The organism is Streptococcus sp. HMSC034B05 (assembly GCF_001809055.1).
Lineage (GTDB): Bacteria > Bacillota > Bacilli > Lactobacillales > Streptococcaceae > Streptococcus > Streptococcus constellatus.
Map to the genome: position 1 here is coordinate 245685 of NZ_KV795621.1, position 24815 is coordinate 270499.

20 protein-coding genes and 2 pseudogenes are annotated in these 24815 nt (G+C 38.3%); 7 read left to right on the plus strand and 15 right to left on the minus strand.

What is annotated here, in order from left to right:
* Positions 1-50 precede the first annotated feature (50 nt).
* From HMPREF2542_RS07850 to HMPREF2542_RS07870, 5 genes are all read left to right on the plus strand, one after another.
* Complete coding sequence (locus HMPREF2542_RS07850; protein WP_058670297.1) at positions 51-1370, plus strand: HD domain-containing protein; 1320 nt, start codon at positions 51-53, stop codon at positions 1368-1370.
* Positions 1360-2169 (plus strand): sugar-phosphatase, encoded by an 810-nt coding sequence (gene yidA / locus HMPREF2542_RS07855; protein ID WP_058670296.1) that lies wholly within the window; start codon positions 1360-1362, stop codon positions 2167-2169. The genes HMPREF2542_RS07850 and yidA overlap by 11 nt, the downstream gene beginning before the upstream one ends.
* Positions 2169-3383 (plus strand): aminoacyltransferase, encoded by a 1215-nt coding sequence (locus HMPREF2542_RS07860; protein ID WP_058670295.1) that lies wholly within the window; start codon positions 2169-2171, stop codon positions 3381-3383. Before yidA ends, HMPREF2542_RS07860 begins: the two co-directional genes overlap by 1 nt.
* Before the next feature lie 12 nt (positions 3384-3395).
* Positions 3396-4634: an aminoacyltransferase gene (locus HMPREF2542_RS07865; protein WP_058670294.1), complete on the plus strand. Its 1239-nt coding sequence runs from the start codon at positions 3396-3398 to the stop codon at positions 4632-4634.
* A 64-nt stretch (positions 4635-4698) separates the two neighbouring features.
* Complete coding sequence (locus HMPREF2542_RS07870; protein ID WP_049517331.1) at positions 4699-5103, plus strand: ABC transporter ATP-binding protein; 405 nt, start codon at positions 4699-4701, stop codon at positions 5101-5103.
* A 91-nt stretch (positions 5104-5194) separates the two neighbouring features.
* Here HMPREF2542_RS07870 and HMPREF2542_RS07875 read toward each other — a convergent pair whose 3' ends face one another.
* From HMPREF2542_RS07875 to HMPREF2542_RS07945, 14 genes and pseudogenes are all read right to left on the minus strand, one after another.
* On the minus strand, positions 5195-6373 hold the full coding sequence (locus HMPREF2542_RS07875; protein WP_058670293.1) for a TPM domain-containing protein: 1179 nt from the start codon (positions 6371-6373) through the stop codon (positions 5195-5197).
* Positions 6374-6390: 17 nt separating this feature from the next.
* Positions 6391-7476: a TFIIB-type zinc ribbon-containing protein gene (locus HMPREF2542_RS07880; RefSeq protein ID WP_058670292.1), complete on the minus strand. Its 1086-nt coding sequence runs from the start codon at positions 7474-7476 to the stop codon at positions 6391-6393.
* A 50-nt stretch (positions 7477-7526) separates the two neighbouring features.
* A complete protein-coding gene (locus HMPREF2542_RS07885) occupies positions 7527-8861 on the minus strand; it encodes an SPFH domain-containing protein (protein WP_070484690.1) in 1335 nt (444 codons plus the stop codon).
* 418 nt (positions 8862-9279) lie between these two features.
* Positions 9280-11898: an alanine--tRNA ligase gene (gene alaS / locus HMPREF2542_RS07890; RefSeq protein WP_070484691.1), complete on the minus strand. Its 2619-nt coding sequence runs from the start codon at positions 11896-11898 to the stop codon at positions 9280-9282.
* 57 nt (positions 11899-11955) lie between these two features.
* Positions 11956-12525 (minus strand): LURP-one-related/scramblase family protein, encoded by a 570-nt coding sequence (locus HMPREF2542_RS07895; protein ID WP_080749299.1) that lies wholly within the window; start codon positions 12523-12525, stop codon positions 11956-11958.
* Between the two features lie 137 nt (positions 12526-12662).
* Positions 12663-13601, minus strand: a complete 939-nt coding sequence (prsA, locus tag HMPREF2542_RS07905; protein ID WP_003069861.1) for a peptidylprolyl isomerase PrsA — start codon at positions 13599-13601, stop codon at positions 12663-12665.
* 106 nt (positions 13602-13707) lie between these two features.
* Entirely contained in the window at positions 13708-14391 is a 684-nt protein-coding gene (locus tag HMPREF2542_RS07910; protein ID WP_058670289.1) for an O-methyltransferase, read from the minus strand.
* Positions 14392-16194, minus strand: a complete 1803-nt coding sequence (pepF, locus tag HMPREF2542_RS07915; protein WP_058670288.1) for an oligoendopeptidase F — start codon at positions 16192-16194, stop codon at positions 14392-14394.
* A 19-nt stretch (positions 16195-16213) separates the two neighbouring features.
* Complete coding sequence (locus tag HMPREF2542_RS07920; protein WP_058670287.1) at positions 16214-17176, minus strand: competence protein CoiA; 963 nt, start codon at positions 17174-17176, stop codon at positions 16214-16216.
* Between the two features lie 88 nt (positions 17177-17264).
* A pseudogene (gene celB, locus HMPREF2542_RS07925) lies at positions 17265-17561 on the minus strand (PTS cellobiose transporter subunit IIC); the annotation flags it as partial.
* Positions 17555-18541: pseudogene (locus HMPREF2542_RS07930) on the minus strand (6-phospho-beta-glucosidase); the annotation flags it as partial. The pseudogenes celB and HMPREF2542_RS07930, both read right to left, overlap by 7 nt.
* A 295-nt stretch (positions 18542-18836) precedes the next feature.
* Positions 18837-20006 carry an MFS transporter gene (locus tag HMPREF2542_RS07935; RefSeq protein WP_058670285.1) on the minus strand — a complete coding sequence of 390 codons (1170 nt, stop codon included), beginning with the start codon at positions 20004-20006 and terminating at the stop codon, positions 18837-18839.
* Positions 20007-20086: 80 nt separating this feature from the next.
* Positions 20087-21448 (minus strand): DUF1958 domain-containing protein, encoded by a 1362-nt coding sequence (locus HMPREF2542_RS07940; RefSeq protein ID WP_049476614.1) that lies wholly within the window; start codon positions 21446-21448, stop codon positions 20087-20089.
* Between the two features lie 96 nt (positions 21449-21544).
* Positions 21545-22270 (minus strand): glucosamine-6-phosphate deaminase, encoded by a 726-nt coding sequence (locus HMPREF2542_RS07945; protein WP_070484694.1) that lies wholly within the window; start codon positions 22268-22270, stop codon positions 21545-21547.
* A 306-nt stretch (positions 22271-22576) separates the two neighbouring features.
* Here HMPREF2542_RS07945 and queA point away from each other — a divergent pair, with 306 nt between their 5' ends.
* Together queA and HMPREF2542_RS07955 are read left to right on the plus strand one after the other, a co-directional pair.
* On the plus strand, positions 22577-23605 hold the full coding sequence (gene queA, locus HMPREF2542_RS07950; protein WP_070484696.1) for a tRNA preQ1(34) S-adenosylmethionine ribosyltransferase-isomerase QueA: 1029 nt from the start codon (positions 22577-22579) through the stop codon (positions 23603-23605).
* Positions 23606-23615: 10 nt separating this feature from the next.
* Positions 23616-24089 (plus strand): arginine repressor, encoded by a 474-nt coding sequence (locus tag HMPREF2542_RS07955; protein ID WP_003069883.1) that lies wholly within the window; start codon positions 23616-23618, stop codon positions 24087-24089.
* 537 nt (positions 24090-24626) lie between these two features.
* Here HMPREF2542_RS07955 and HMPREF2542_RS07960 read toward each other — a convergent pair.
* A partial coding sequence (locus HMPREF2542_RS07960; RefSeq protein WP_148129471.1) for an LPXTG cell wall anchor domain-containing protein occupies positions 24627-24815 on the minus strand: 189 nt, incomplete at its 5' end.

Sequence of the window (24815 nt, forward strand, 5' to 3'; positions counted from 1 at the left end):
CTTTAATTTTTTCAGTGTGGTCTTCTTCTGTTTTATGGTATAATAGAGCCATGATTGAAAAAGTATTTCGTGATCCCGTGCACAATTACATTCATGTAGATCACCAAGTCATCTATGATTTAATAAACACTAAAGAATTTCAACGACTGCGCCGCATTAAACAGCTAGGAACTTCTGGCTATACTTTTCATGGAGGCGAACACAGCCGTTTTTCACATTGTCTTGGAGCCTACGAAATTTCCAGACGCATCACAAAGATTTTTAACGAAAAATATCCAGAAGTTTGGAATCGTCATGAAAGTCTCTTAGTCATGGCAACAGCCCTCTTACACGATGTAGGTCACGGCGCTTATTCACATACTTTCGAGCGTCTGTTTGATACCGACCACGAAGAAATTACACGCCAGATTATCACGAGCCCTGAAACTGAGATTAACCAAGTGCTGGTTCAAGTTTCACCTGATTTTCCAGAAAAAGTAGCCAGTGTTATCAACCATACTTATCCTAATAAACAGGTTGTTCAGTTGATTTCCAGTCAAATCGATGTGGATCGTATGGATTATCTCTTGCGAGATTCCTACTATACAGGTGCTTCTTATGGACAATTTGACTTAACACGGATTTTGCGCGTTATTTGTCCAGTAGAAAATGGCATTGCTTTCAAACGCAGCGGTATGCATGCTGTGGAAGATTATGTCGTCAGTCGTTATCAAATGTATATGCAGGTCTATTTCCATCCAGCTAGCCGTGCGATGGAAGTACTCTTACAGAATTTGCTCAAGCGAGCAAAATTTCTCTATGAAAAGCAGAAAGACTATTTTGCGCTCTCTTCTCCCAACCTTATTCCTTTCTTTGAAAACAGAGTGACTTTGAAAGATTATCTTGCTTTGGATGATGGGGTTATGAACACCTATTTCCAAGTTTGGATGACGAGTCCTGATACGATTTTATCTGATTTAGCACAGCGTTTCATCAACCGTAAGGTCTTTAAATCCATTATTTTCTCTGAAAAAAATGAAAAATATCTGAATATCATGCGGAATTTAGTTGCAGAAGTCGGCTTTAACCCTGACTACTACACTGCCATTCATCGTAATTTTGACTTGCCGTATGATTTCTATCGACCACATGTAGAAAATCCGCGAACTCAGATTGAAATTGTGCAAAAAGATGGCAATCTTGCTGAATTATCCACTTTGTCGCCCATTGTTGAATCGTTAGCAGGCACAAGACATGGAGACAATCGTTTCTATTTCCCAAAAGAGATGCTGAAAGAAGCCGGACTTTTTAGTGAAAATAGTAAAACTTTCTTGTCGTATATCAAAAATGACCAATTTATCTATGGAGAATCACACAAACATGAGGATTAAATTAGTTGCCGTTGACATTGACGGAACCTTATTGAACAATAAAAGAGAAGTCACACCTGAGGTTTTCAGTGCTGTACAAGATGCGAAAGCTGCTGGAGTAAAGATCGTCATTGCAACCGGACGCCCTATTCCAGGAGTGAGAAATTTACTCGAAGAATTACACCTAAATGAGCCAGGCGACTATGTCATTACCTTCAATGGCGGGCTGGTGCAAGATACAGTAACAGGGGAGGAATATATCAAAGAACCCCTGTCTTATGAGGATTATCTGGACATCGAATGCCTCAGCCGCAAGCTAGGAGTTCATATGCACGCTATCACCAAGGACGGCATTTATACTGCTAACCGTAACATTGGAAAATATACTGTTTACGAAGCTGGGTTAGTTAATATGCCAGTCTACTACCGCACTCCAGAGGAAATGATAGATAAAGAAATCGTTAAAATCATGTATATTGACGAACCAGAAATTTTGGATCAAGCAATCACGAAACTTCCTAAAGAATTGTACGATAAATACACACTCGTAAAATCTGCACCTTTTTACTTAGAAATTGTCAAAAAAACAGTCAACAAAGGAGCTGCAGTCGTGCATCTGGCAGAAAAATTAGGATTGACAAAAGAAGAAACTATGGCGATTGGTGACGAAGAAAATGATCGTTCTATGCTAGAAGTCGTGGGAAATCCTGTTGTAATGGAAAATGGAACTGATGAACTGAAAAAAATCGCCAAATACATTACCAAATCAAATGACGAATCAGGCGTTGCATATGCTATTAGAGAGTGGGTTTTAAACTAATGTACATTTATAAAATCGGAATCTCTGCTCAAGAACACGATGATTTTGTTAAGCAAAGCTCTCAAACCAACTTACTTCAAAGTGCTTCTTGGGCAAAGGTTAAAGATAACTGGGACAATGAACGAATTGGTTTTTACAAAAATAATCAATTAGTAGCCTCGGCCAGCATTCTCATCAAGCCACTGCCACTCAGTATGACCATGCTGTATATTCCGCGTGGCCCTATTATGGACTATCAAGATCAGGAATTGCTACACTTTGTTCTGACTTCTTTGAAAAAATTTGCTAAAACTAAAAAAGCTCTGTTTATCAAGTTTGACCCTAGTCTATTCTTAGTTCAAAATCAAAGTGGGGAAGAACGACAGGACAATCCAAAAACTCTTGATTTGATTAACAACTTGCAAAAAGCAGGTGCTATCTGGCTTGGACGCACTGAATTATTGGATGAAACCATTCAGCCACGCTTTCAAGCAAATATTTACAAGGATAATTTCAGTGAAGAACTTTTATCGAAAAGCACACGACAAGCTATTCGCACTGCTCGCAACAAAGGTATTCAAGTCCAATTTGGTGGTTCAGAGCTTTTGGACGATTTCTCTGCTTTGATGAAAAAAACAGAAAATCGAAAAAGTATCCATCTGCGTGGTCAAGATTATTATCAAAAATTGCTGGATACCTACCCTGAGCATTCCTATATCACACTTGCAAGTATTAATTTAAACGAGCGTCTAGAAAATCTCCAAGTACAAAAATCCAAAGCTGAAAAAGAAGCTAGCAAATTTACTGAAAAAACCAAGCCCGGTAAAATTGAAAACAACAAGCAGGAACAAAAACGACTGCAAGAAGAAATGGACTTCTTAGCAGAAAAAATGACTCAAGGAGCCATAACAGTGCCTCTATCTGGAACTTTGGTTCTCGAATATGGAACTACCTCTGAAAATATCTATGCTGGAATGGACGAAGAATACCGCCGCTACCAGCCAGCCCTCCTCACTTGGTATGAAACCGCAAAACACGCCTTTGAACGTGGCGCCGATTGGCAAAATATGGGGGGAGTTGAAAACGATCTAAACGGCGGGCTTTATCATTTCAAATCCAAGTTCAATCCAACTATTGAGGAATATGTTGGTGAATTTAATCTCCCAACTAATCCTCTCTATCATCTCTCTAACCTTGCCTATACTTTGAGAAAGAAATTCCGCAGCAAACACTAAGAAAGGAATCGTATGACATTTAAACGACTTAGTCAGGAAGAATTTGTAAACCATAGCGCTTCTTGTGCTCAACGTTCTTTTATGCAAACAGTAGAAATGGAAATGCTCTTAGCGAAACGCGGTTTTACTTGCCAATATGTCGGTCACACAAATGAACATGATGAAGTGACTGTTTCAGCTGTGCTCTACAGTATGCCCATGACAGGTGGACTTCACATGGAAATCAATTGCGGTCCTGTTTCAACAAATCCTCACGACCTGCAAGCTTTTTACCGTGAACTCAAGACCTACGCCAAAGAAAATGGTGCTTTAGAGCTAATTGTCAAACCTTATGAAACATATCAAATATATGACAGCGACGGCCAGCCAAGCTCTCCAGAAAGGCCCGAGTTGATACAAGAATTGACGGCTTTAGGTTATGAATTTGATGGTTTACAGACTGGCTATCCCGGTGGGGAACCTGACTGGCACTATGTCAAAGATCTGGCAGGTCTTACCGAAAAAGACCTCATCAAATCCTTCAGCAAAAATGGCAAATCAACCGTCAAAAAGGCGAATACTTTCGGCATTCAATTAAAAAAGCTGAAACGAGATAAATTAAATATTTTCAAAGAAATCACTTCTGCCACTTCCGAACGGCGTGAATATAGTGACAAATCTTTAGATTACTACCAAGATTTCTACGATGCTTTTGGTAATCAAGCAGACTTTATGATTGCAACGCTTAATTTTCAAGATTATTTGCAACATCTGCAAAATGATCAAAAAAAACTCAGACAAAAAATTCAAAAATTAGAAGCGGATTTAGAAAAAAATCCTCAGTCGGAGAAAAAGCACAATCAACTGCGTGAATTCTCTAGCCAATTTGAAAGTTTTGAAACACGCAAAGCCGAAGCGCAAGAATTGATAGATAAATATGGAACAGAGGACCAAGTTCTTGCAGGCAGCCTCTTTATCTACACACCACAGGAAGCGACTTATCTCTTTAGTGGCTCCTATCCTGAATTTAACAAATTCTACGCCCCAGCACTTCTTCAAGAATATGTCATGAAAGAAGCTATCAAGCGAAATATTCCTTTTTACAATTTTCTTGGTATTACAGGAATTTTCGACGGTTCAGACGGCGTGCTCTGCTTTAAACAAAATTTCAATGGCTATATTGTTCGCAAAATGGGTACCTTCCGCTATTATCCACAGCCATTAAAATTTAAAATTCTCAGTTTGATTAAAAAATTGCTACGGCGCGCTTAAAACTCTCAAACAGCTTTTTGAGAGTTTTTAAAGTATTCATATGTTCTATAAGGATTTATCAGATATGCTTAAACGATTTATTTCAAAAAAACTACTAGCGATTTACTTTCTGTTTATCGTGCTGACATGGGTTGAGTCAGTTTTAAACCCAACGCTTGTTCGGATGATTATTGATAGTTTTCAAACGAAAAATTTAAAAATTCTCTGGCAAATCTTGATGTTGGGAATTCTTGGAAATATGCTGATTGTCTTAGGTTTGGCAGGCAAACGCTATTTCTATGCAAAAGTCATTGCAGATTTCAATGCAAATATAAAAGGAAAGATGTTTGCTACTTTTTTGTATGAAAATCAACTGGCAAATGAAGATATTCTTTCTGACTTGGAAAATGATGTAAAGCAAAATAATAGCGTTTCCAATTCCTCGTTGAATTCCCCTAGAAATAAAATTATTGTGGACAACATCGTTTGAAAATTTTAAAATTCGCACCGTTGTAAAATGAAGTGTAATAAAAAGGTCAGCATAAATATCCTGACCTTTTTTAACTTCCACTATTATCCATCTAAAAACTTCCGCCACTGCCCCCGTGACTTCTGTCTGATGAAGATGTATGTGTGCTACTACCCCCAGAATCACTGGAGCTGCTAGGCTCCGGTTTTGCTTTCTTATCTACATTTGAGTAGAGGAAGAATTCTTGAGCATTGGTAATCTGGAGACTATTTTTCTTGATGTAATCAGTGGCTCCGGTTTGATGATAGACAGATTTGAGCTGACCTTTCATTCCTGTTACGATGAGAAAGGCAATACCAAAGCCAATAGCCAATGCTCCAGGAATCCAGTACCAACTTAAAGGCTCCTTAGGGAGATTTTTTACATCATAAGGCTGCCCTTTTCGTGCTTGAGTGAGGAATTCATCACACTGCTCAGCGTAGGTTGTAAAAGCAGCATTGTAGTCACCATCTTTTAAATCAGGCAAGAACTGCTTTGATAGGTAGTCTAAGCCAGCATCGGTAAAAGCAGTGATGCCGTAGCCTGTCGTTGAAATATGCCACTTCCGTTCTGCCATACTGATTAAGAAAAGCACCCCATCATGATTTTTTCCTTGACCGTAGCCATTGTAGTCGAAGTAGTCATCTGCGAAGTCTTGAGCACTTTTTCCTTCCAGACTCTTAACGGTCACGACAACAACATCGCATTTTTGGCGCTGACTAATGTCTTGGAGCTTTACTAGTAAGACTTTTTCTTGATCCGGCTTCAGCAAGTCCGCTTCATCTACCAGTAATGGATTGGCCGATGCATTGAGCAATTTGGTTACTTTATTGAGATAATACCGAACACCGCTATAAATATTTTTCCCACTCTCAAAAGCTTTCCAAAGTATGTCGTCACTCTTTGCTCCTAGCTTTTCTTTAGCGTTTCCGGCATAATATAGGATCCATTCATTTTTTTCTTTATCAACAGCAAGGAGAATACCTTCAGCTGTGCCTGCAGATTCTTGATAAACCTTTTCAGCATAAGACAAAATACCATCTTCACCTACTGATTTTGCTGCTAAAAAGTAAACTTTCAAATGATATTGTTCTTCAATAGCTTTAGCCGCTTTGTTAATCTCTGTTATTTCCTTGCTTGAAAAGGCTGAGACTTCATCACGAATATAGCTGGTTTCTTCTGCACAGACAGTCCCAATCATGAGAAAGGAGAGAAGAAGAGTTGTCAGTAATGTTATGAATTTCTTCAACATAATCTCATCCTCCCTTCTTACAGTAAGTGAATCATCCATACAGCCGCATAACTAACTAAACTTGCAGCCACGCCCAGTCCAATTAGCCAACGTCTATAAGCTTGCTTGTCTAAGGGCAAATCTCCGACGAATTTACCAGTCTGACCATTCATCGCAAAGACAAACTTTTTGCCCCTCCAAGTCGTATTTAAGAGCCAAACTGGATAGAGAACATACTTAGTTGAACCATTTATCAAGCGAATATTCGAAGATTCTGGGGTAACGGCAGAAAACCCCGTAACTGTATCTTCAAAGGCTTCCTCCGTGCTTTGCTTGACACGGCTGTTAGCATGAGTAATGCTCTCCTCGGCTCCGACATCATATTTATCTGCTAGGTATCCTGCTAGGTAAGCTGTCTGAAAATCAACAGCTTCTGAAAAATCAAAGGGTTCAATGGATTCCATTAATTGATCATCCAATTTACTTGAACCGTCTACTGGGATATGTTCAAACGCTAACTGACCGGAACGAATAACTGAAAAATAGCTTGTTTCGGTATAGTCATACTCACTATCACTCCATGTTCTAATCCTGCTTGCTTTATAATGAACATCCGCATCTGCTTCTGTGTCAAAAAGCCAGAACGGAACATAAACCCCCTTTACTTCATCAATATGATTTTGGTCTTTAAAAACTTTTGGCAAGAGACGTTTCCCCATGAGATGCTTGTTCAGATTCGCCTTTGCTGCCTTTTTATCTAATTTGAATGGAATCACATAATCTGGCTTTAAATCACCAGCAAAGCGTCCCATCATAACAACAGGATTATCGCAGAATGGACACGAAGTAGCTGCTGTTGACTCGTCAGCAACAATTTCACCACCACAAGATTTACAGACATAAACTGATAGCTGATCAATCTCGCCCGTATCCCATTCACCACCAGCCTGCATACTCCAGGTCATATTTTCATCAGTCTGGGTTTTTAATTGTTCATCCAATTCCTTCAAACTTGACATATCCAATTCGGAATCACAATAAGGACACCTCATTTTCTGGATTGAACTATTAAATTCAAGAGCACCACCACAATTTGGACATTTATATTCTTGTAAATCAGCCATGATGACCTCCTTTCTACTGTCATCGAGCTATGAGATAGTTAGAAAAGCTTTTAAACAAGGTCATTTTCATCAAATACATTGCCACATTCAGGGCAGAATTTAGGTGGATTATAAGCATCTTCTGGTTGCCAGCCACAATTGCTACAACGGTATTGACGTTGGGGTTCTGGCTTTGGTTTTCCACAATTTGAGCAGAATTTACCCTTATTTACAGCGCCGCAAGTACAAGTCCAGCTGTCACTCACAGGTTTTGGTGAACCGCATTCTGGACAGAACTTGCCGGATGCTTCATGCCCATTTGGACAAGTCCATTTATCTGCAGTAGTTTGAGTTTGAGAGGTTGCACTCGCTGTTTGCGTTTGCTGACTAGCGGCCTGCTCTTGTCCCATAGCAAAAAGATTTTGGGCATTCATACCGCCTGCGCCCGCTGCCATTCCTACTCCCATAAAGCCAGTCATCGCACCACCTGGATTTTCAGCCGCTGCTTTCATAGCATCTGCCTGTGCACCGACTAAGGTAGCCGCTGCCATGGTTGGGTCCTTCATAATAGCCACACGTTGAGCCTGCTTAATCATTTCAGCATCTTCGTCTGGAAGAGTTACTGAACCAAGAGCTACACTGATGACTTTCAAACCACGAAGCTCGCCCCATTTGCTAGAGAGTGCTTCATTCATAGCATTTTCGAGTTCTGTATTATGGCTAACAATTTGATTTGGTCGCAATTCTAAATCAGACAATGTAGCGAATGATGGTTGAAGAGCACTGATAAATTCTGTTTTCAGTTGTGATTCTAACTCTTCACGTACATATTCTTTTTCGACATTGCCACAGACATTGGTATAGAAAAGAAGTGGGTCTGCAATCTTATAAGAATAAACACCAGAGCAACGGACAGAAACATCCACATCTAAGCCGATTTTTGAGTCCACTACACGAAACGGAATCGGATTTGGTGTGCCAAACTTATTATCAATCAGCTCTTTGGTATTGAAATAGTAAACACGCTGATCTTTGCCTGTATCACCACCATAAGTGAACCGTTTTCCGATTTGTTTGAAGGTCTCCTTAATGGAATCACCTAAATTACCTGTAAAAATGCTCGGCTCGCTAGAGGTGTCGTAAGTGAATTGACCGGGCTCAGCACAAACTTCGACAATTTTTCCCTGCTCAACAATCATCATACACTGACCGTCTGCAACAGCAATTCCAGAACCATTTGAAATAATGTTGTCACTGCCCTTCGTATTGGATGAACGTCCAGATACTTGCTTTTGTCCTTTGACCACCATGACGGACTTGTCCATGGCATCACAGTAAAAGAATTCTTTCCATTGGTCAGCCAATACGCCGCCTACAGCACCAATTCCTGCTTTAATGAGTCCCATAAGAATCTCCTTTCTCTCTTTAAAAAGCATGTTTCCGCTACCTTAAACTGTACTACTGAACGACATCATCTCCTTTGTCATAAATTTGTAAATTTTTACAAAAAATCATACGCTAACTGGCAATATTTGTCTTTTTATCGCAACATAATTAGCTGAATGAAAGCGCTTTATCTCCAAAACTATTTTACCATATTTTTATAAAATTGTAACTATCAAAAATATGAAAGCTATTTTTGGATTTATAAAACGCCAGAACTTAATCGTACAAATAAAAAAACGAATAATTCCGATGTTCTGACTAACAGAATATCGAAACTGTTCGTTTTTTGTATGATTTTTATGCAACTCTCTTAGATTTCATTCTTTGAAATCCTTGTAGAGACAAGCACAGATCTATCTCGCTTAAAGTAATATGACATTACAATTTTTCAGGAACAGCTGTAAGTAATTCTTGAATAGCTGCTTGGTTGCTTCCTCCAGCCATAGCCATGTCTGGTTTACCACCACCACGACCATTTACAATTGGTGCTAATTCTTTAATTAAGTTACCAGCATGAATCTCCTTTGTCTTGCTAGCTACAAGGACATTGACTTTCTCACCAATAGCCGCCACAAGGACAAGGACATCTGAATAGTCTTTTTGTTTCCAAGTATCGGCAAACGTACGAAGGGCTCCAGCATCGGACACAGAAACTTGACTGGCGATAAAACTATGTCCATTAACTTCTTGAACATTCTTGAACACTTCACCCGAAGCCGCTGCAGCTGCCTTTTCTTTCAACTCAGCGTTTTCTTTTTGCAATTGACGTAATTGCTCTTGAAGAGTTTCAACTTTATGAGAGACCTCTTTTAGTTGAGGAACTTTGAGCGTTGTAGCAATGGCTTTTAGCACATCTTCTTCCTCACGATAAGCTTCAAATGCTTCTTTACTTGTCACAGCGAGAATGCGACGTGTTCCTGAGCCGATTCCTTCTTCTTTGATAATCTTGAAAAGACCAATTTCAGAAGTATTTTTCATGTGAGTACCACCACACAATTCAATAGAGTAATCTCCAATTGTCACCACACGAACTTCTTTTCCGTATTTTTCTCCAAAGAGAGCCATCGCACCCATTTCTTTAGCAGTATCAATGTCTGTTTCAATAGTTTTAATGTCAATCGCTTCCCAAATTTTTTCATTAACTTCTTGCTCAATGCGACGTAGCTCTTCTGCTGTAACTGCTTGGAAATGAGTGAAGTCAAATCGAAGAAATTCTACTTCATTGAGAGAGCCTGCTTGCGTTGCATGTTTACCTAAGACATGATGAAGAGCTGCATGAAGTAGGTGTGTTGCAGTGTGATTCTTCATCACACGGTGACGACGATCGTGGTCAATTTCAAGTTTATACTCATGGCCTAACGTGAGTGGTGCTAGCACTTCTACCGTATGGAGCGGCTGTCCATTTGGGGCTTTTTGAACATCTACAACTTGGGCAACGAGTTGACCTTCAGAGTCAAAAATATGTCCATGGTCTGCCACTTGTCCCCCCATTTCAGCATAAAAAGGCGTCTCTGAAAAAACAAGGTAAGCTTTCCCAGTTGAAACCTCTTCAACTTCTTCGTCAGCTGCCACAATCGCAACCAAATTTGCAGATAAGGTTTCTTTTTCATAATTAAAGTGGCTTTCAGCTGTGATGTTTTGCAAAGTTTCATTTTGCATGCCCATAGAGCCACCTTTAACAACGCTAGCCCGCGCTCGTTCTTGCTGATCTTTCATAGCAGCTTCAAAACCTTCACGATCTACTGTCATACCTGCTTCTTCAGCGATTTCTTGAGTCAATTCTACTGGGAAACCATAGGTATCATAAAGTTTAAAGACATCAGTTCCTGAAATAACAGACTGTCCTTTTGTTTTTAGTTCCTTTACAATACTTTGTGCAAAGTGTTGACCTGAATGAAGTGTACGAGCAAATGATTCTTCTTCACTTTTGACAATTTTTTCGATGAAATCTTGCTTTTCAAGCACTTCTGGATAATAACTTTCCATAATTTTCCCAACTGTTGGAACGAGTTTGTAAAGGAAAGGCTCATTGATTCCTAATTTTTGACCATGCATAGAAGCTCGGCGGAGCAAGCGGCGCAAAACATAGCCACGTCCTTCATTTCCTGGAAGAGCACCATCCCCAATAGCAAATGACAGAGAGCGGATATGGTCTGCAATGACCTTGAAGCTCATATTGTCACCATCTGGATTGTAATTCTTACCAGATAACTTCTCTACTTCACGAATAATCGGCATGAAAAGGTCTGTTTCAAAATTTGTTTTTGCCCCTTGGATAACCGCCACCAAACGCTCTAAACCTGCACCTGTATCAATATTTTTGTGAGGTAGCTCCTTATATTCACTCCGTGGGATAGATGGATCTGCATTGAATTGAGACAGAACAATATTCCAAATTTCAATGTAACGATCATTTTCAATATCTTCTGCAAGTAAACGAAGTCCTTGATGTTCAGGATCAAAAGCTTCTCCACGGTCAAAGAAAATTTCTGTATCGGGCCCAGAAGGTCCTGCACCAATTTCCCAAAAATTATCCTCAATTGGAATCAAATGGCTTGGATCTACACCAACTGAAATCCAACGATTGTAAGAATCATGATCGTCCGGATAATAAGTCATATAGAGCTTATCTTTCGGGAAATCAAACCATTCAGGGCTGGTTAAGAGTTCAAAGGCCCACTCAATTGCTTCATCACGGAAATAATCACCAATAGAAAAATTTCCTAACATTTCAAACATGGTATGGTGCCGCGCTGTTTTTCCGACATTTTCAATATCGTTCGTCCGAATCGCTTTCTGCGCATTGGTAATCCGTGGATTTTCTGGAATAATAGTGCCATCAAAATACTTCTTTAACGTTGCAACCCCAGAGTTAATCCACAGCAAGGTTGGGTCATTGACTGGCACTAAACTAACAGACGGTTCTATAGCATGCCCTTTTGAAGCCCAAAAATCTAACCACATTTGGCGTACTTGAGCGCTCGATAATTGTTTCATTTTTTCTTCTCCTTAAAACTTTTCTTTAGATGATTTTCCTATTGCCTATCTCGAACTCTAAGAGCTATTTTCGAGAGCCTCCACATAGTCAATGGCGATACATAATGAAATGATCAAATCAGCATAGGAATCCTCATAAATCGTAACCTGATAAGTGGAAGTCAGATGAAATAACTCTTTTGAAATCTCTGCAATTACTTGTCCCTGATCATCTAGCAAACGAAATTCCAAATCCCAGATATTTCCTTCCACGCGCAAACCTAAGTTGTCAAATTCATATTTATCTCGTAAAAAGGTAAATTTTTTACGAATATAAAAATTCGAACCATTGCACAATTGAACTTCAAATTGGGGCAAAAAAGTAAGTGTTTTTTTACTAATCTGACTCACTAATTCACCTTTATAGTCATAAATGGTGAAGGTTTTTGGAATTTTTAAAAAGCTTCCTTCCACTTGATAATCAACGTTTCCTCGATCATCTTTGATATCAAACTTTTCACCACCAAAGCGAAATTTCTGCTTTACAAGGTAGGTTTTCATGACAATTCCTCGCCAAAAAACAAGTTCACTAGACGAAGGGCGAAAAACCGCGGTACCACCTTCATTCAATGAACTTGTCATTCTCATTATGTATGCAATTTTTTCTCTGAGTAGCATGGTTTTAGCTCTCACATGGCTTGCAGCACCGCCAATTCTCTGGGCTAAGAGGTCAAAAATCAATTCTCAATAGATTTATTATACTCGCTTATGAGCTTTTCGTCAACTTATTTTGATGAAGATGACGAGCTAGATGTTGATTTGCTATCTGACTTGACATATTGTGAGAACAGATTTTGGAAAGCTTGATCTTTCACTTTAATGTTAGCTGCTTGCAATTCTTTGGCAACAATTCTTTGAATAAAGGTTCGATTGTTTTGCTTTTGTGTCAAGATAACATTTTTCAGTTGTTTCTTATAGTCTTTCCAGTTTGCTGATTTTTCAGACTTACTATTTAGTTTCACAATGTAATAACTTGAAGAATAGGTTGATGATTTAACGGTGATAACATCAGAAATACCATTTGCTTCAAGAGCAAAAGCAGCCTTTTTAACAGCATCTGGAACATCTGTTGACGCTGAGTCAAACTTCACTTCGCCACCCTTATCTTTTGTCTTCTTATCTGTAGAATTTTCTTTGGCAATTTGTCCGAAATCAGCACCTTCGGCTTTTGCTTTTGCCAATACTTCTTTTGCTTTGTCTTGGTTATCTACTTTGATGATTTGAGCAGTCACTTCTGGTGTATAAGATTCGTATGCTTTTTTATAATTTGCATCTGTCAATTCTTTTTCAGCTGCTTTTTTGACAGCATATTCGACCAATTTGTTGGTTCTGATTTGTTCACGATAAGTATCTTCCGTCAATCCTGCTCTTGCCAATACTTGTTGAAAAGCAGTTCCGTAAGTGCTCTTACTCTTATTGAACGTTTCAGTGACTTCTTTTTCTGTAACATGCTTACCATAACTCTTTTCAAAAACTTCTTGAATGGTCATATTGAGAAGTACTTGTTGAGCAGCTGCATTATTTTTTACTTTATTATAAAAATCATTGACAGTAATTGTATTTCCCTTCATCGTGATAATGTCTTTACCACCAGCTTGTGAGCATGCTGCTAATGTTACAACTGACAAAAGCGTAATAGCTCCTGCTAGAATTTTTTTCTTCATTATGAAAACTCCTTTATTTAATTCACTTTCTTATTGTACCATAAAATTAATTTAATATCTTAAATTTTTCTAAAAACTTGTTAATAATAAGAAAATCACAAATATCTCATTTTTTTCGAATCATCAACAAACCATCACCAAGCGGTAATAAGGTAGCTGTTAAATCTGGATTATCAAGCGTTGCATCAAATAAGTTTTGCAAGCCACGATAAATGGTTCTCTGACTTCGACGTACTTCTATTATATCCTTAGCAATATCTCCACCCTGGAAAACATCGTCTATGATGATAATTCCTCCCGAATCAAGGTGTTTCAGAACTTCTGGCAGAAAAACAACGTATTTGGACTTGGCAGAATCCATAAAGACAAAGTCATAGAAATCTTTCAAGCTGGGAAGAATAGCCATTGCGTCTCCTTCAAGCAATGTAATTTGCCTGCGCTTATCAAACTTGGCAAAATTTGCTTTAGCAAGAGCAATCATTTCTGGATTGCGATCAATCGTTGTAATTTGCGCATGTGGTGCATGTTCTGACATTAAAAGTGCTGAAAAACCAATGGCTGTCCCAATTTCCAAAATTTTTTCAGGCTGTAACGTTTCTAACAAAAAACGAAAATATGCAACTGTTTCGTGAGGAATAATGGGAATATTTTCTTCATGAGCAAAATTTTCGAGCTCTTCTAAGGAGCCCGAAACTCGTTTTTGCCGTGTCCGCATAAAATCAACTATTTCTTCCTTGACAACGGGGCGACGCATATTATGATTAGCATTTTTACTATAGGATTTGACCATTTATGCCAAGCCCAACTTTTCTACAAGTGCTTCAAATTCATCAAGACGACGTTCAAAGACTGCAAAGGCAGCATTGAGATAGTCTTCTTTTTCCATATCAACACCAGCTTTTTTAATGACATTCAGCGGATAATCAGAATTTCCTGCTCTGAGATAATGGAGATATTTCTCTTTATCTTCTTGTGTTCCATTGACAATTTTATCGGCTAAGGCAGATGCTGCTGAGAAACCAGTCGCATATTGAAATACATAATAGTCATAGTAAAAATGAGGAATCCGTGCCCATTCGTATTGAATTTGTGGATTATCTTCTTTCGTCAAACCATAATATTTTTCGTTCAAATCTGCGTATAAATTATTCAAAAATTCACTAGTTAAGACCTGACCTTCTTGATCAGCCTTATGGATAGCATGCTCAAACTCAGCAAATTGAGTTTGGCGGAAAACAGTTCCGCGGAAGCCATCCAAGAAATGATTCAGAATCGCAAAACGAGTTTGATCGTCATCTACTTCTTCCAATAATTTCTCCGTCAGTATATTTTCATTGGTAGTGGAAGCAATCTCAGCTAAGAAAATAGAATAATCACCATAAACATAAGGCTGTGTTTCACGAGTATAACTAGAATGCATACTGTGACCCGTTTCATGAACCAAGGTGAAGAGATTATCTAAGGTATCTTGCCAATTCAGCAACATAAAAGCATTAGTATCGTAAGAGCCACCAGAATAAGCCCCTGACCGTTTACCTTGATTCTCACAAACATCAATCCAACGCTCTGAAAAGGCTTTTTTCACTCGGTTAAGATAATCATCTCCAAGAATTGCTAAAACTTCTTCCGCTTTCGTCAAAGCTGCTTCATAGGTAAATTTATAATCTATCTCTGATAGCGATGTATAAACGTCATACATCTTGAGATCTGAAATGCCTAAAATCTTAGCTCGTAACTGAACATAGCGATGTAAGAGTGGTAAATGTTTGTTGACTGCAGACACCAAACTCTCATAAACACTTTCTGGAATAAAGTTAGCAGACAAGGCTGCTTCGCGTGCCGAAGAAAACTTACGTACTTTTGCATTGTAATTATGCACCTTAACATTTGTTTGGAGTGTCTTAGCATAAGTATGTTGATATTGTTCATAAACGCTATAAAGTGCTTCATAAGCTTCCTTACGGACTGTACGATTTTTTGACTCCACTAAGCTAATGTAATTTCCATGCGTCAATTGTACTTCATTGCCTTCTTCATCATGTACAATTGGAAAGACGATATCGGCATTGTCCAAAATTCCAAAAGTATCACCAGCAGCACTAAAAATTTCACCAGCACCTGCCAACAATTCTTCCTCGCGTTGAGAAAGGATGTGAGGTTTCTTTTGCAATAACTTGTCAAAGAAGTGCTGATAGAGTTGCAATTCAGGTTTTTCAGCTAAGAAAGCCTGATACTGTTCATCTGTAATTGCCATAAATTCTGGCTCATAGAAAGCAAACACCTGCCCGAACTCGCTATAAGTAGCCATGCCCTTGGCTTGATACTCTTGATATTTTGCCACACGCGTATCTTGGTCATTTTTCATGTGAGCATAGGAATAAAGCTTTTCAATACGACGCATTAAATCCATTTGGATGTCTGTCGTTTTTAAAAGGCTATCGGCTGAATCCAAAAGATGACCTGCTAAATGACTAGCTTCTTTTAATTCCTTTGAAACTTGTGCTAATTCCATTTCAAACGCTTCATCCGTTGGGAAAATCGTCGTTAAATCCCAAGTGTATTTTTCTTCAATTTCATTTCTTTGTTTTGCCATAAAATTTCCTCCGTCTTTCCTATTCTATCATAAATACTGATAAAATCCTTGTATAAAAAGCTGGAGGATAGAGAATTTGGAAATTTTTATTCTTTTCCTTTTCATAATAAGCTGAAAATTGTTGGTAATAAGGTGTGAGGTCTTGAAAAATCTGACAAAAAGAGCTGGCACGAACAGGCTGAACCTGCGGATAAAAGTCACTAGCCGTTTTAGTCAATAAATTATCACCCGCTTGATACAATGCTGCCTGTAATTTCATCCATTTAGGTTGTTGATAATAGAGTTGTTGACGAACATAACGGCAAATATTTTTATCTTCTTTTGCTAGAAAACTGGTCATCTCCTGCCGTTGAAAGGGCGTTCGTAGAACAGTCAAAAGGCTGCCCTGACCAAAAGGAAAAGACTGGACCTTATATTGAGCTCGACCATGCAAATCTTCGTGAATCAGATACTTGAGCCGAATCTCCTGCTTTTTATCATCCAATTCCCACAGATAAAAGCCCATATTTTGACTGAAATAAAGAAAATCTTTTTGTAAATTAGTTAAAGAATCTTTCAGCCAAAGTTTCTTTCCTAATAGCCAAAGAACATGATAACCGTGCTGATGATAACTGTCCGTACGCTCTTTTAAGCGCTTTTGACTCAGCGAACTGCATTGAACTTCAAGCGCAATCTGTTTCTCTACTAACAGATCTGCAATTTGTTGCAATTTAGGTAAATACGCTTCCACTTGAACTGCATGATTAGACTTTCTGGCCCAAGTAAACAAGGCAGCTTTCAAATTCAGGTGTTCTGCGCTTTCATTTTCCGTATAAAAATGACATTCTTTCAAAGAAACATGAGCAAAATGCGGTCGCATGACTCTTCCTTTTTTAAAACGGACCGCCTCCAAACAAGCTGGACAAAGAAATCTATTCAGCGGATTTACCGTATCTTCCACAGCATTTAGTAGTTTTCCATTTTCCTGACAAGCTATTAGCATAGATTATTTTCCCCTTTTACTGAAATTATTCGCAAAAAAGAGAAACTTCCGAAAAAGTTTCTCAAATCTTTTATAAGGGGAAACAAATTTATTGAATCGCTTCAGCACCGTTCATTTCTTCTTTGTACAACTTAGTATCATACATCTTAATAAATGGATACCAAATTACAAAGGCAGCCAGAGCACAGATAAGTGCAACTACAAAGGCACCAAGATTACCACCTGAACCAACGTAAGCTCCAATACCAATAGGTGTTGGCCATGGTGTTTGGGCAATCGCTTTACCAGCTAGTCCAAGTTGAACAGACCAGTAACCAATCGAAGCAGAGACGATGGGAGCCAAAATAAACGGAACGGTCAATATTGGATTATATACAAGTCGAAGTAAGGGTTATTCTCCCGATGGGAGTCAATAGCAAAGGACATATAGTAGCTAAAGCCAATATAGTCAACAGTGCCCGCCAGTAAGTCTTCCTGATCCTGCTTGCTAAAGTCCACCTTGATTCCCTTTCTTTCCCAGTATTTGAGAATATGCTCAGGATGTTGACCTAAGACATGTACATCTGTAAAATAATAGCGCTTCTGCATAGCTTTCATAGCCATAAGAATATCCCTTGGATTACAAGTAGCCGGATAAATAGGACACATGGCAATCATACAACCGATTTGGAAGTCAGGATTGATTTCGTGACCAACCTTAACTGCACGCGCAGAAGCTACTAACTCATAGTGAGCAGCCTGATACATGATTGCTTCGCGATCATCGCCTTCTTTATAGACAATCCCGGAGTTGGTGAAGGGAGCAAAATCTTCCTGATAATTAGCTTGGTTGTTAATTTCATTGAAAGTCATCCAGTATTTGACTTTATCCTTATAACGCTCAAAAACAACTTCTGAAAAACGGACAAAGAAGTCAATCACCTGACGGTTTTTCCAACCACCGTACTCGGTTACCAAATGATAAGGCATTTCAAAGTGAGACAAAGTGATAATAGGCTCAATACCATACTTGAGGCATTCATCAAAAAGGGCGTCATAAAATTGTAGACCGGCTTCATTAGGCTCTGTTTCATCTCCTTTAGGGAAAATCCGCGTCCAGGCAATAGAAGTCCGGAAACACTTGAAGCCCATCTCCGCAAAAAGAGCAATATCCCCCTTGTAACGGTGATAAAAATCAATGGCCTCATGGTTAGGATAATATTTGCCTTCTAGGACCCCTGGGGTAATTTCCCGAGGCACTCCGTGACGAGCTGCGGTCATAACATCCGTCACACTGATACCTTTTCCACCTTCCTGCCAGCCACCTTCCAGTTGATGTGCTGCAACAGCTCCACCCCAGAGAAATTCATCTTTAAAAGTTGACATATCTAAAGTCCTCCTGATTTTGATATTTTCATTATACATCTAAGAAAGCGCTTTTAAAATCTATATTTTTGCCACAATAATGCGGAAAAATGATAGATTCGTATTCATTAGGTAGACTTTAATAAACGGAACTTCCCTTGCTTTGATATCACCTTTTACTATTAGACTATCATTTTTAGCTATCTATCGAGCTATTGATTCCATTATCTGTACATGCCTCTTTTCATTCAAACAGCAAAAGTAACAAAGTACTTAATAAAGGGGCTGGAAAAAATCCAGTCCCTTTATACTTCTCTTAACCAAACAATTTCTGACTTGACTTGTTTGGTACTTTCAAAAAGAAAGCTAAAACAAGCACTAGAACCATTACACCAGCTAAGAAAAAACTCATCATTTCATAGCCAGATTTATCAATAATATCTCCTGCAATATTTTGAATAAGAATGGTTCCTAAATTGCGCGCTGTCTGCACCAAAGCAATAGCTGTGACCAAATAATTCTCATCTACTACGTTAGCAACAATCTTCAAAGTCACCATAATCAACAGCATACCTGTAGCATGCTTTGACATTAAAGTTAAGAGAATTTTGGAAGTAAGCCCCAAATCCAATCCATAAATCACATACTGTAAAAGCAAAATCCCCAAAGGAATATAGAGCAATTTTTTAATTGGAACCTTATCCATAAAAAGATAAGAAAAGAAAATCAATGGCGACTCACAAATTACAGAAATAGCTACTACAGTTGTCGCCATATTAACACTTAAACCGCTATGCTCTAGCATAGAAGGGATATATGTATGCCCTGTATTTCCAACTCCAGAATAGAGTGCCACGATAAGAAGATAAAACAAATATGTTTTGTTTTTGAAAATTTTCCCAATAGAAGAGTCATTTTTCATTTGTGTGGCTTTTTTTGAACCTTGATTATGTTTTGGGTCAATCCCAAATACTCCAAGAATACTCACACACATCATACCGATAAACACGATGAAAATTGCTTGCGGTGAGATGAATTTATAAATCAATCCTGCTAATTGTGAGCCCATTGCATAACCAAAAGTACCCCAGATACGGATTTTCCCATAAGTATAAGGGCTTCTAGCAGCCAACACATCCATAACAGGATTGACTCCATTGACCAACATTAAAACAGCACTATACCAGACTGTCAACAATAAAAGATTATTGGCTTGCATAAAAAAGATTGCAGCGATATTAATCAGAAGAAAACTATAAATGGTCACTTTTTTAATGCCAATCTTATCGTTTAAAATCCCCATGAGTGGCTGAACAATCATAGAAGAAAAGAATGAGGCAGAGACAACAAGTGACACCTGACTAGCTGAATAACCCTTATCAAGCATATATACTGAAATTAAAGTCGAAAAAAGTGCATATGCTAAAAAATAAAAGTTATACATTAAAAAATAGGCAAAATAGCTATTTTGAAATTTCCTAAACATGACTTTTTCTTTCTCCCTAAAAAATGTGATAAAACTCGACTGGAATCACCAATCGAGCTTTCTATTCTACAAATAAATGATTAACGTTTGTTACGACGAGAAAACTGAGTATTGCTATGAGAAGAGCGATTCATTCTTTTTTGCTTTCGTCTCATGATTTCAAAAACAATAATCAACAAAAAAATCACTATGGGAACTGCAATAAAAATATAATAATCTAAAAACAGTTGCTTCAAACTTTTTCCGTTAGACTTTGCTATAGTACTTTGTACTGTTGATGTTGCTCTTTTCTTTACGTCTGTGACACTTTCTCCATCTGCAATGAGCGAAGAAAGTTGCTTCAGACCATTATCATTTTTCAATACTCCATTTTCCACAACTGGTTTTGCTGACGCCCCTTTTTTCACAGTTGCATAGAAATCTTTTGACAGGTTATATCTTTTTCCATTGATTGTTTGTTCTCCAGCCTTGAAAATTTTTTTGTACTCATAATCAGCATAAGCTTTCTCAATCAAGGCATTGCCAAATGGATGGCGGTAATATTCTCCATCTTGGTCAGACCAATTCCCAACTCCCATGATAACACTAATCAAGCGTTGTTTTCCACGCTTAATCGTTGCAATGTAGTTAAAAGCTCCTCGTGGACTTGATCCTGTCTTTAAGCCATCAACCCCCTTTATAGCATATCTTGCACCAGGAAGTGAGTAATTATAAGTTTCAAAAGTTTCTTCATACGGCGTTCCCTTTTTCACCGTTACAACTGATTTATTTGTGTAGTTTAAAATATTTGGATAATTTTTGACAAAATTGTAGCTTAAAATAGCTAAATCACGTGCTGTTGTCTGATTGGCAGCATTATTATCATAACGTTGTGGCGTGTATAAGCCTTTAAAAGAAACCGCTGCAGCTCCACTGGCATTAAACCATTTTGTATTGGTCATGCCCAACTCTTTTGCTTTAGCATTCATCATGTCCAAAAATGTATCTGGATTACTGTTTGATAGATAATTCGCCAACATAACTGTCGTTGCATTTGATGAAGGAACTGCTGTCATGGTAATCAATTCAGAAACAGTATAATCTACACCGGCTACTATTTTATTATTGGAAATCTCGTAAATATTTGCAATAGCCTGATCACGTGGTGTCGCTTTGATAACTGTATTTTCACTCAACTTTCCTTGCTGAATCGCTTCAAAAACTAAATACAAAGTCATCAATTTGCTCATGCTAGCTGGGTCACGAACTTCATCGATATTATCTTGCCAAAGAATATTTCCCGTATTAGCATCTACTATCAAGGATGATTTCGGACGATTGATTGGATTGACCTTTTCGTCTGGATACATTTTTTGCGCCATATCAACTAACTCGTCCGCATGAATAGTGATTGTTCCCACACACAACACAAAAAAACAAACAATAGTTAACAACTTTTTCACTAGAATCCTCCTGAGTTCTCACTTATCTTCTAGTATAGCATATTTTCCCTGTAAGATAAGGAATTTTTTTTAAATAATAAAAAACCTACCTAAAAATTAGATAGGAAATAGATTCTTATTTTTTAAAATGCTTAAGGCTTCTTTATCTGCGATAACAACCACATCTTCATGTTTTTGAAGAGCACTTCCAGGCAATTCTTCTGTAATCGGTCCTTCTACTGTTCCTGCAATCGCTTTAGCTTTTGAAGCACCATAAGCAAATAAAATAATAGATTTTGCATCGAGAATATTCCGAATCCCCATTGAGTAAGCTTGCGTCGGTACATCTTCTATTTTATCAAAGAAACGAGCATTCGCTTCAATAGTTGATTGCTCCAAATCCACTACATGAACAGTACTATCAAAGCTCGTCCCTGGTTCATTAAACCCAATATGACCATTGGTACCAATTCCCAAAATTTGCAAATCAACAGGATGTTCTGTCAAAATTTGGTTGTAACGTTTCACTTCTGCTTCCGCGTCTTCAGCAACACCATTTGGTAAAAAGCTTTTTTTAAAAGGCTTTTGATTAAATAAATGTTCTTGCATAAAATAACGATAAGACTGAGGATTTTCCCCACTTAATCCTATGTACTCGTCTAGATTCACACTGGTTAAGTCTGACAAATCAAGGTCACTTTCAACAATTTGCTCATAAAAACTCAAAGGACTGCTTCCTGTTGCCAAACCTATCGTTTTTGCTCCTTCAGCTAATTTTTCTTTTAACAATTCAAAGGCTACTCTGCCACCGGCTGCTTGATTTTCTACTTGAATAATTCTCATCGTTGAGCTCCTTTTCTTTACTTAATCATATTATATGGTATAGACCAATTTTTGTCAAGAGAATTTGTTTCTTTTTAAAAAATCCACGCTTGTTTGCACGAAAAATCGTGCTATAATAGAAGAATGTTAGTCTATTTATTCTGTTTATTTTTCATGGGAGTTGCTTTTCTTATTACTGCAATCTTTCTCAACACCAAGCGAATGTGGCATTATCTCTTACTGATTTTAGGAATTTTACTCATGTGTCTGCCACTGCTTGCTTGTTGTTATTCGTTATGGATTTTAGTTACAGCTTAAGGAGAATATATGAATACTGCTGATTTTGACTTTCATTTGCCAGAAGAATTAATTGCACAAACCCCTTTAGAAAAACGGGATGCCTCACGTCTCTTAGTCGTAAATCACAAAACTGGTCAAATGGAAGATACGCACTTCGATGCAATTATTGATCAATTACATCCTGGAGATGCTTTGGTCATGAACGATACGCGCGTTTTACCAGCACGCCTTCACGGCGAAAAACCTGAAACAGGCGGGCATGTTGAATTGCTACTCTTGAAAAACACTGAAGGTGATAATTGGGAAGTGCTGGCAAAGCCAGCTAAACGCTTAAAAGTTGGAGCACAAATTTCCTTTGGGGACGGTCGATTAACAGCAACCATCTTAGAAGAATTGGAACACGGTGGACGCATCGTGCGCTTCCATTATCAAGGTATTTTCTTAGAAGTGCTTGAAAGTCTCGGTGAAATGCCTTTACCACCTTACATACACGAAAAACTAAAAGATCGCGAACGCTATCAAACAGTCTATGCCAAGGAAAATGGCTCAGCTGCTGCTCCAACTGCGGGGCTTCATTTTACAAAAGAATTACTTGCAAAGATTGAAGCAAAAGGCGTGAAATTAGTTTATCTAACGCTTCACGTCGGGCTAGGAACCTTCCGACCTGTCTCTGTAGACAATGTAGATGAACATGAAATGCACTCAGAATTTTACACTTTATCAGAAGAGGCAGCCGAAACGCTTCGACAAGTCAAGGCTAGTGGAAAACGTGTCATAGCTGTCGGAACGACTTCTATCCGTACACTAGAGACAATTGGTTCAAAGTTTAATGGAGAAATTAAAGCTGACTCCGGCTGGACCAACATTTTTATCAAACCAGGTTACGATTGGAAAGTCGTAGACGCTTTCTCTACCAATTTCCATCTGCCCAAGTCAACTCTCGTCATGCTCGTTTCAGCCTTTGCAGGTCGAGAATTGGTGCTCTCCGCTTATCAACATGCCATTGATGAAAAATACCGCTTTTTCAGCTTTGGAGATGCTATGTTTATAAAATAATAGGTGAAATATGAATAAAATTGAAAGCCGTCATCGATTAATTCGTTCGCTTGTCCTAGAGAAAAAAATTCATACACAACAAGAATTACAAGATTTGCTTTCTGCAAACGGTGTTACTGTCACACAATCTACTCTTTCTCGCGACATCAAAGCTTTAAATTTAGTAAAAGTGCACGAAGCGGATGTTTCTTATTACATTATCAACAGCATGGCGCCTTCACGCTGGGAAAAGCGCTTGCGCCTCTACATGGAAGATGCTTTGATTATGCTGCGACCCGTTCAAAATCAAGTTGTTATGAAAACGCTCCCTGGTTTGGCACAATCATTCGGCTCTATCTTAGACGCTTTGGAGTTTTCTGAGATTGTTGCAACCGTCTGTGGTGATGATGTCTGCTTGATTATCTGTGAGGACAATCAAAAAGCGCAAGACTGTTTTAACAAATTAAAACAATTTGCACCTCCATTCTTTTTCAGTAAAGATTGAACAATAAAAAAACTAGCACTTACCTTTATCGACTGCACCCCAAAAGTTAGATTTCCTGACTAACTTTTGGGGTGCTTTTTCGATGAAATTAACTTACAAAGAGAACGGACTGATTTACTATTATCATCTAAGATGTCAGTACCACTGTTACACTTACCTTTTGTCGGGTATATTTTTTACTACAAAAATATACGGCTCAAAACTAAAAGAGTTTTCATTCAAAAACGACTTCTCCTACTCGAATGTCCGTCCTATCTTTCAGATTATCTTCAGGACATTCTTGAAAGGCAAGAACAAGATCCTGAGCACCTTGAAGCTTTCTTATTTTCAATGCCAATTTGGAGTCAATCAGTAAGCTTATCAAGGACCTCAAATACCTAGCTTCCGGATTTTAAAACTTTTCAAACTTTAAAACACACATTTTCATTGCCTTAAACATCAAAAGAGAGAAGACAACTTTTTGTCCTCTCTCGATGTTAGATGCAGTCAACTCACTACAGTTAATAAAGAGCCTATATGAGTACGTTACCAGACTTACTACTCTGTCTCTTCACTTTTCTTGTTACGTGCTAAACCATATAATACACCTGTACTTACAATGACAGCCATTGCAGCAGCTGTAAAGAATGGGCTATTAGTTTCACCAGTATTTGGTAAAGCTTTTGTACCTGAATTGGTATTAGATTGGTTTTCCGTTTGGTCCTTACCTTTTGGTTCGTTGCTATC

What these genes read in the sequence shown, in the direction of transcription:
- HMPREF2542_RS07850 (WP_058670297.1), top strand. Translation starts at nt 51, where the DNA reads ATGATTGAAAAAGTATTTCGTGATCCCGTGCACAATTACATTCATGTA.
- yidA (WP_058670296.1), top strand. Translation starts at nt 1,360, where the DNA reads ATGAGGATTAAATTAGTTGCCGTTGACATTGACGGAACCTTATTGAAC.
- HMPREF2542_RS07860 (WP_058670295.1), top strand. Translation starts at nt 2,169, where the DNA reads ATGTACATTTATAAAATCGGAATCTCTGCTCAAGAACACGATGATTTT.
- HMPREF2542_RS07865 (WP_058670294.1), top strand. Translation starts at nt 3,396, where the DNA reads ATGACATTTAAACGACTTAGTCAGGAAGAATTTGTAAACCATAGCGCT.
- HMPREF2542_RS07870 (WP_049517331.1), top strand. Translation starts at nt 4,699, where the DNA reads ATGCTTAAACGATTTATTTCAAAAAAACTACTAGCGATTTACTTTCTG.
- HMPREF2542_RS07875 (WP_058670293.1), bottom strand. Translation starts at nt 6,373, where the DNA reads ATGTTGAAGAAATTCATAACATTACTGACAACTCTTCTTCTCTCCTTT.
- HMPREF2542_RS07880 (WP_058670292.1), bottom strand. Translation starts at nt 7,476, where the DNA reads ATGGCTGATTTACAAGAATATAAATGTCCAAATTGTGGTGGTGCTCTT.
- HMPREF2542_RS07885 (WP_070484690.1), bottom strand. Translation starts at nt 8,861, where the DNA reads ATGGGACTCATTAAAGCAGGAATTGGTGCTGTAGGCGGCGTATTGGCT.
- alaS (WP_070484691.1), bottom strand. Translation starts at nt 11,898, where the DNA reads ATGAAACAATTATCGAGCGCTCAAGTACGCCAAATGTGGTTAGATTTT.
- HMPREF2542_RS07895 (WP_080749299.1), bottom strand. Translation starts at nt 12,525, where the DNA reads ATGAGAATGACAAGTTCATTGAATGAAGGTGGTACCGCGGTTTTTCGC.
- prsA (WP_003069861.1), bottom strand. Translation starts at nt 13,601, where the DNA reads ATGAAGAAAAAAATTCTAGCAGGAGCTATTACGCTTTTGTCAGTTGTA.
- HMPREF2542_RS07910 (WP_058670289.1), bottom strand. Translation starts at nt 14,391, where the DNA reads ATGGTCAAATCCTATAGTAAAAATGCTAATCATAATATGCGTCGCCCC.
- pepF (WP_058670288.1), bottom strand. Translation starts at nt 16,194, where the DNA reads ATGGCAAAACAAAGAAATGAAATTGAAGAAAAATACACTTGGGATTTA.
- HMPREF2542_RS07920 (WP_058670287.1), bottom strand. Translation starts at nt 17,176, where the DNA reads ATGCTAATAGCTTGTCAGGAAAATGGAAAACTACTAAATGCTGTGGAA.
- HMPREF2542_RS07935 (WP_058670285.1), bottom strand. Translation starts at nt 20,006, where the DNA reads ATGTTTAGGAAATTTCAAAATAGCTATTTTGCCTATTTTTTAATGTAT.
- HMPREF2542_RS07945 (WP_070484694.1), bottom strand. Translation starts at nt 22,270, where the DNA reads ATGAGAATTATTCAAGTAGAAAATCAAGCAGCCGGTGGCAGAGTAGCC.
- queA (WP_070484696.1), top strand. Translation starts at nt 22,577, where the DNA reads ATGAATACTGCTGATTTTGACTTTCATTTGCCAGAAGAATTAATTGCA.
- HMPREF2542_RS07955 (WP_003069883.1), top strand. Translation starts at nt 23,616, where the DNA reads ATGAATAAAATTGAAAGCCGTCATCGATTAATTCGTTCGCTTGTCCTA.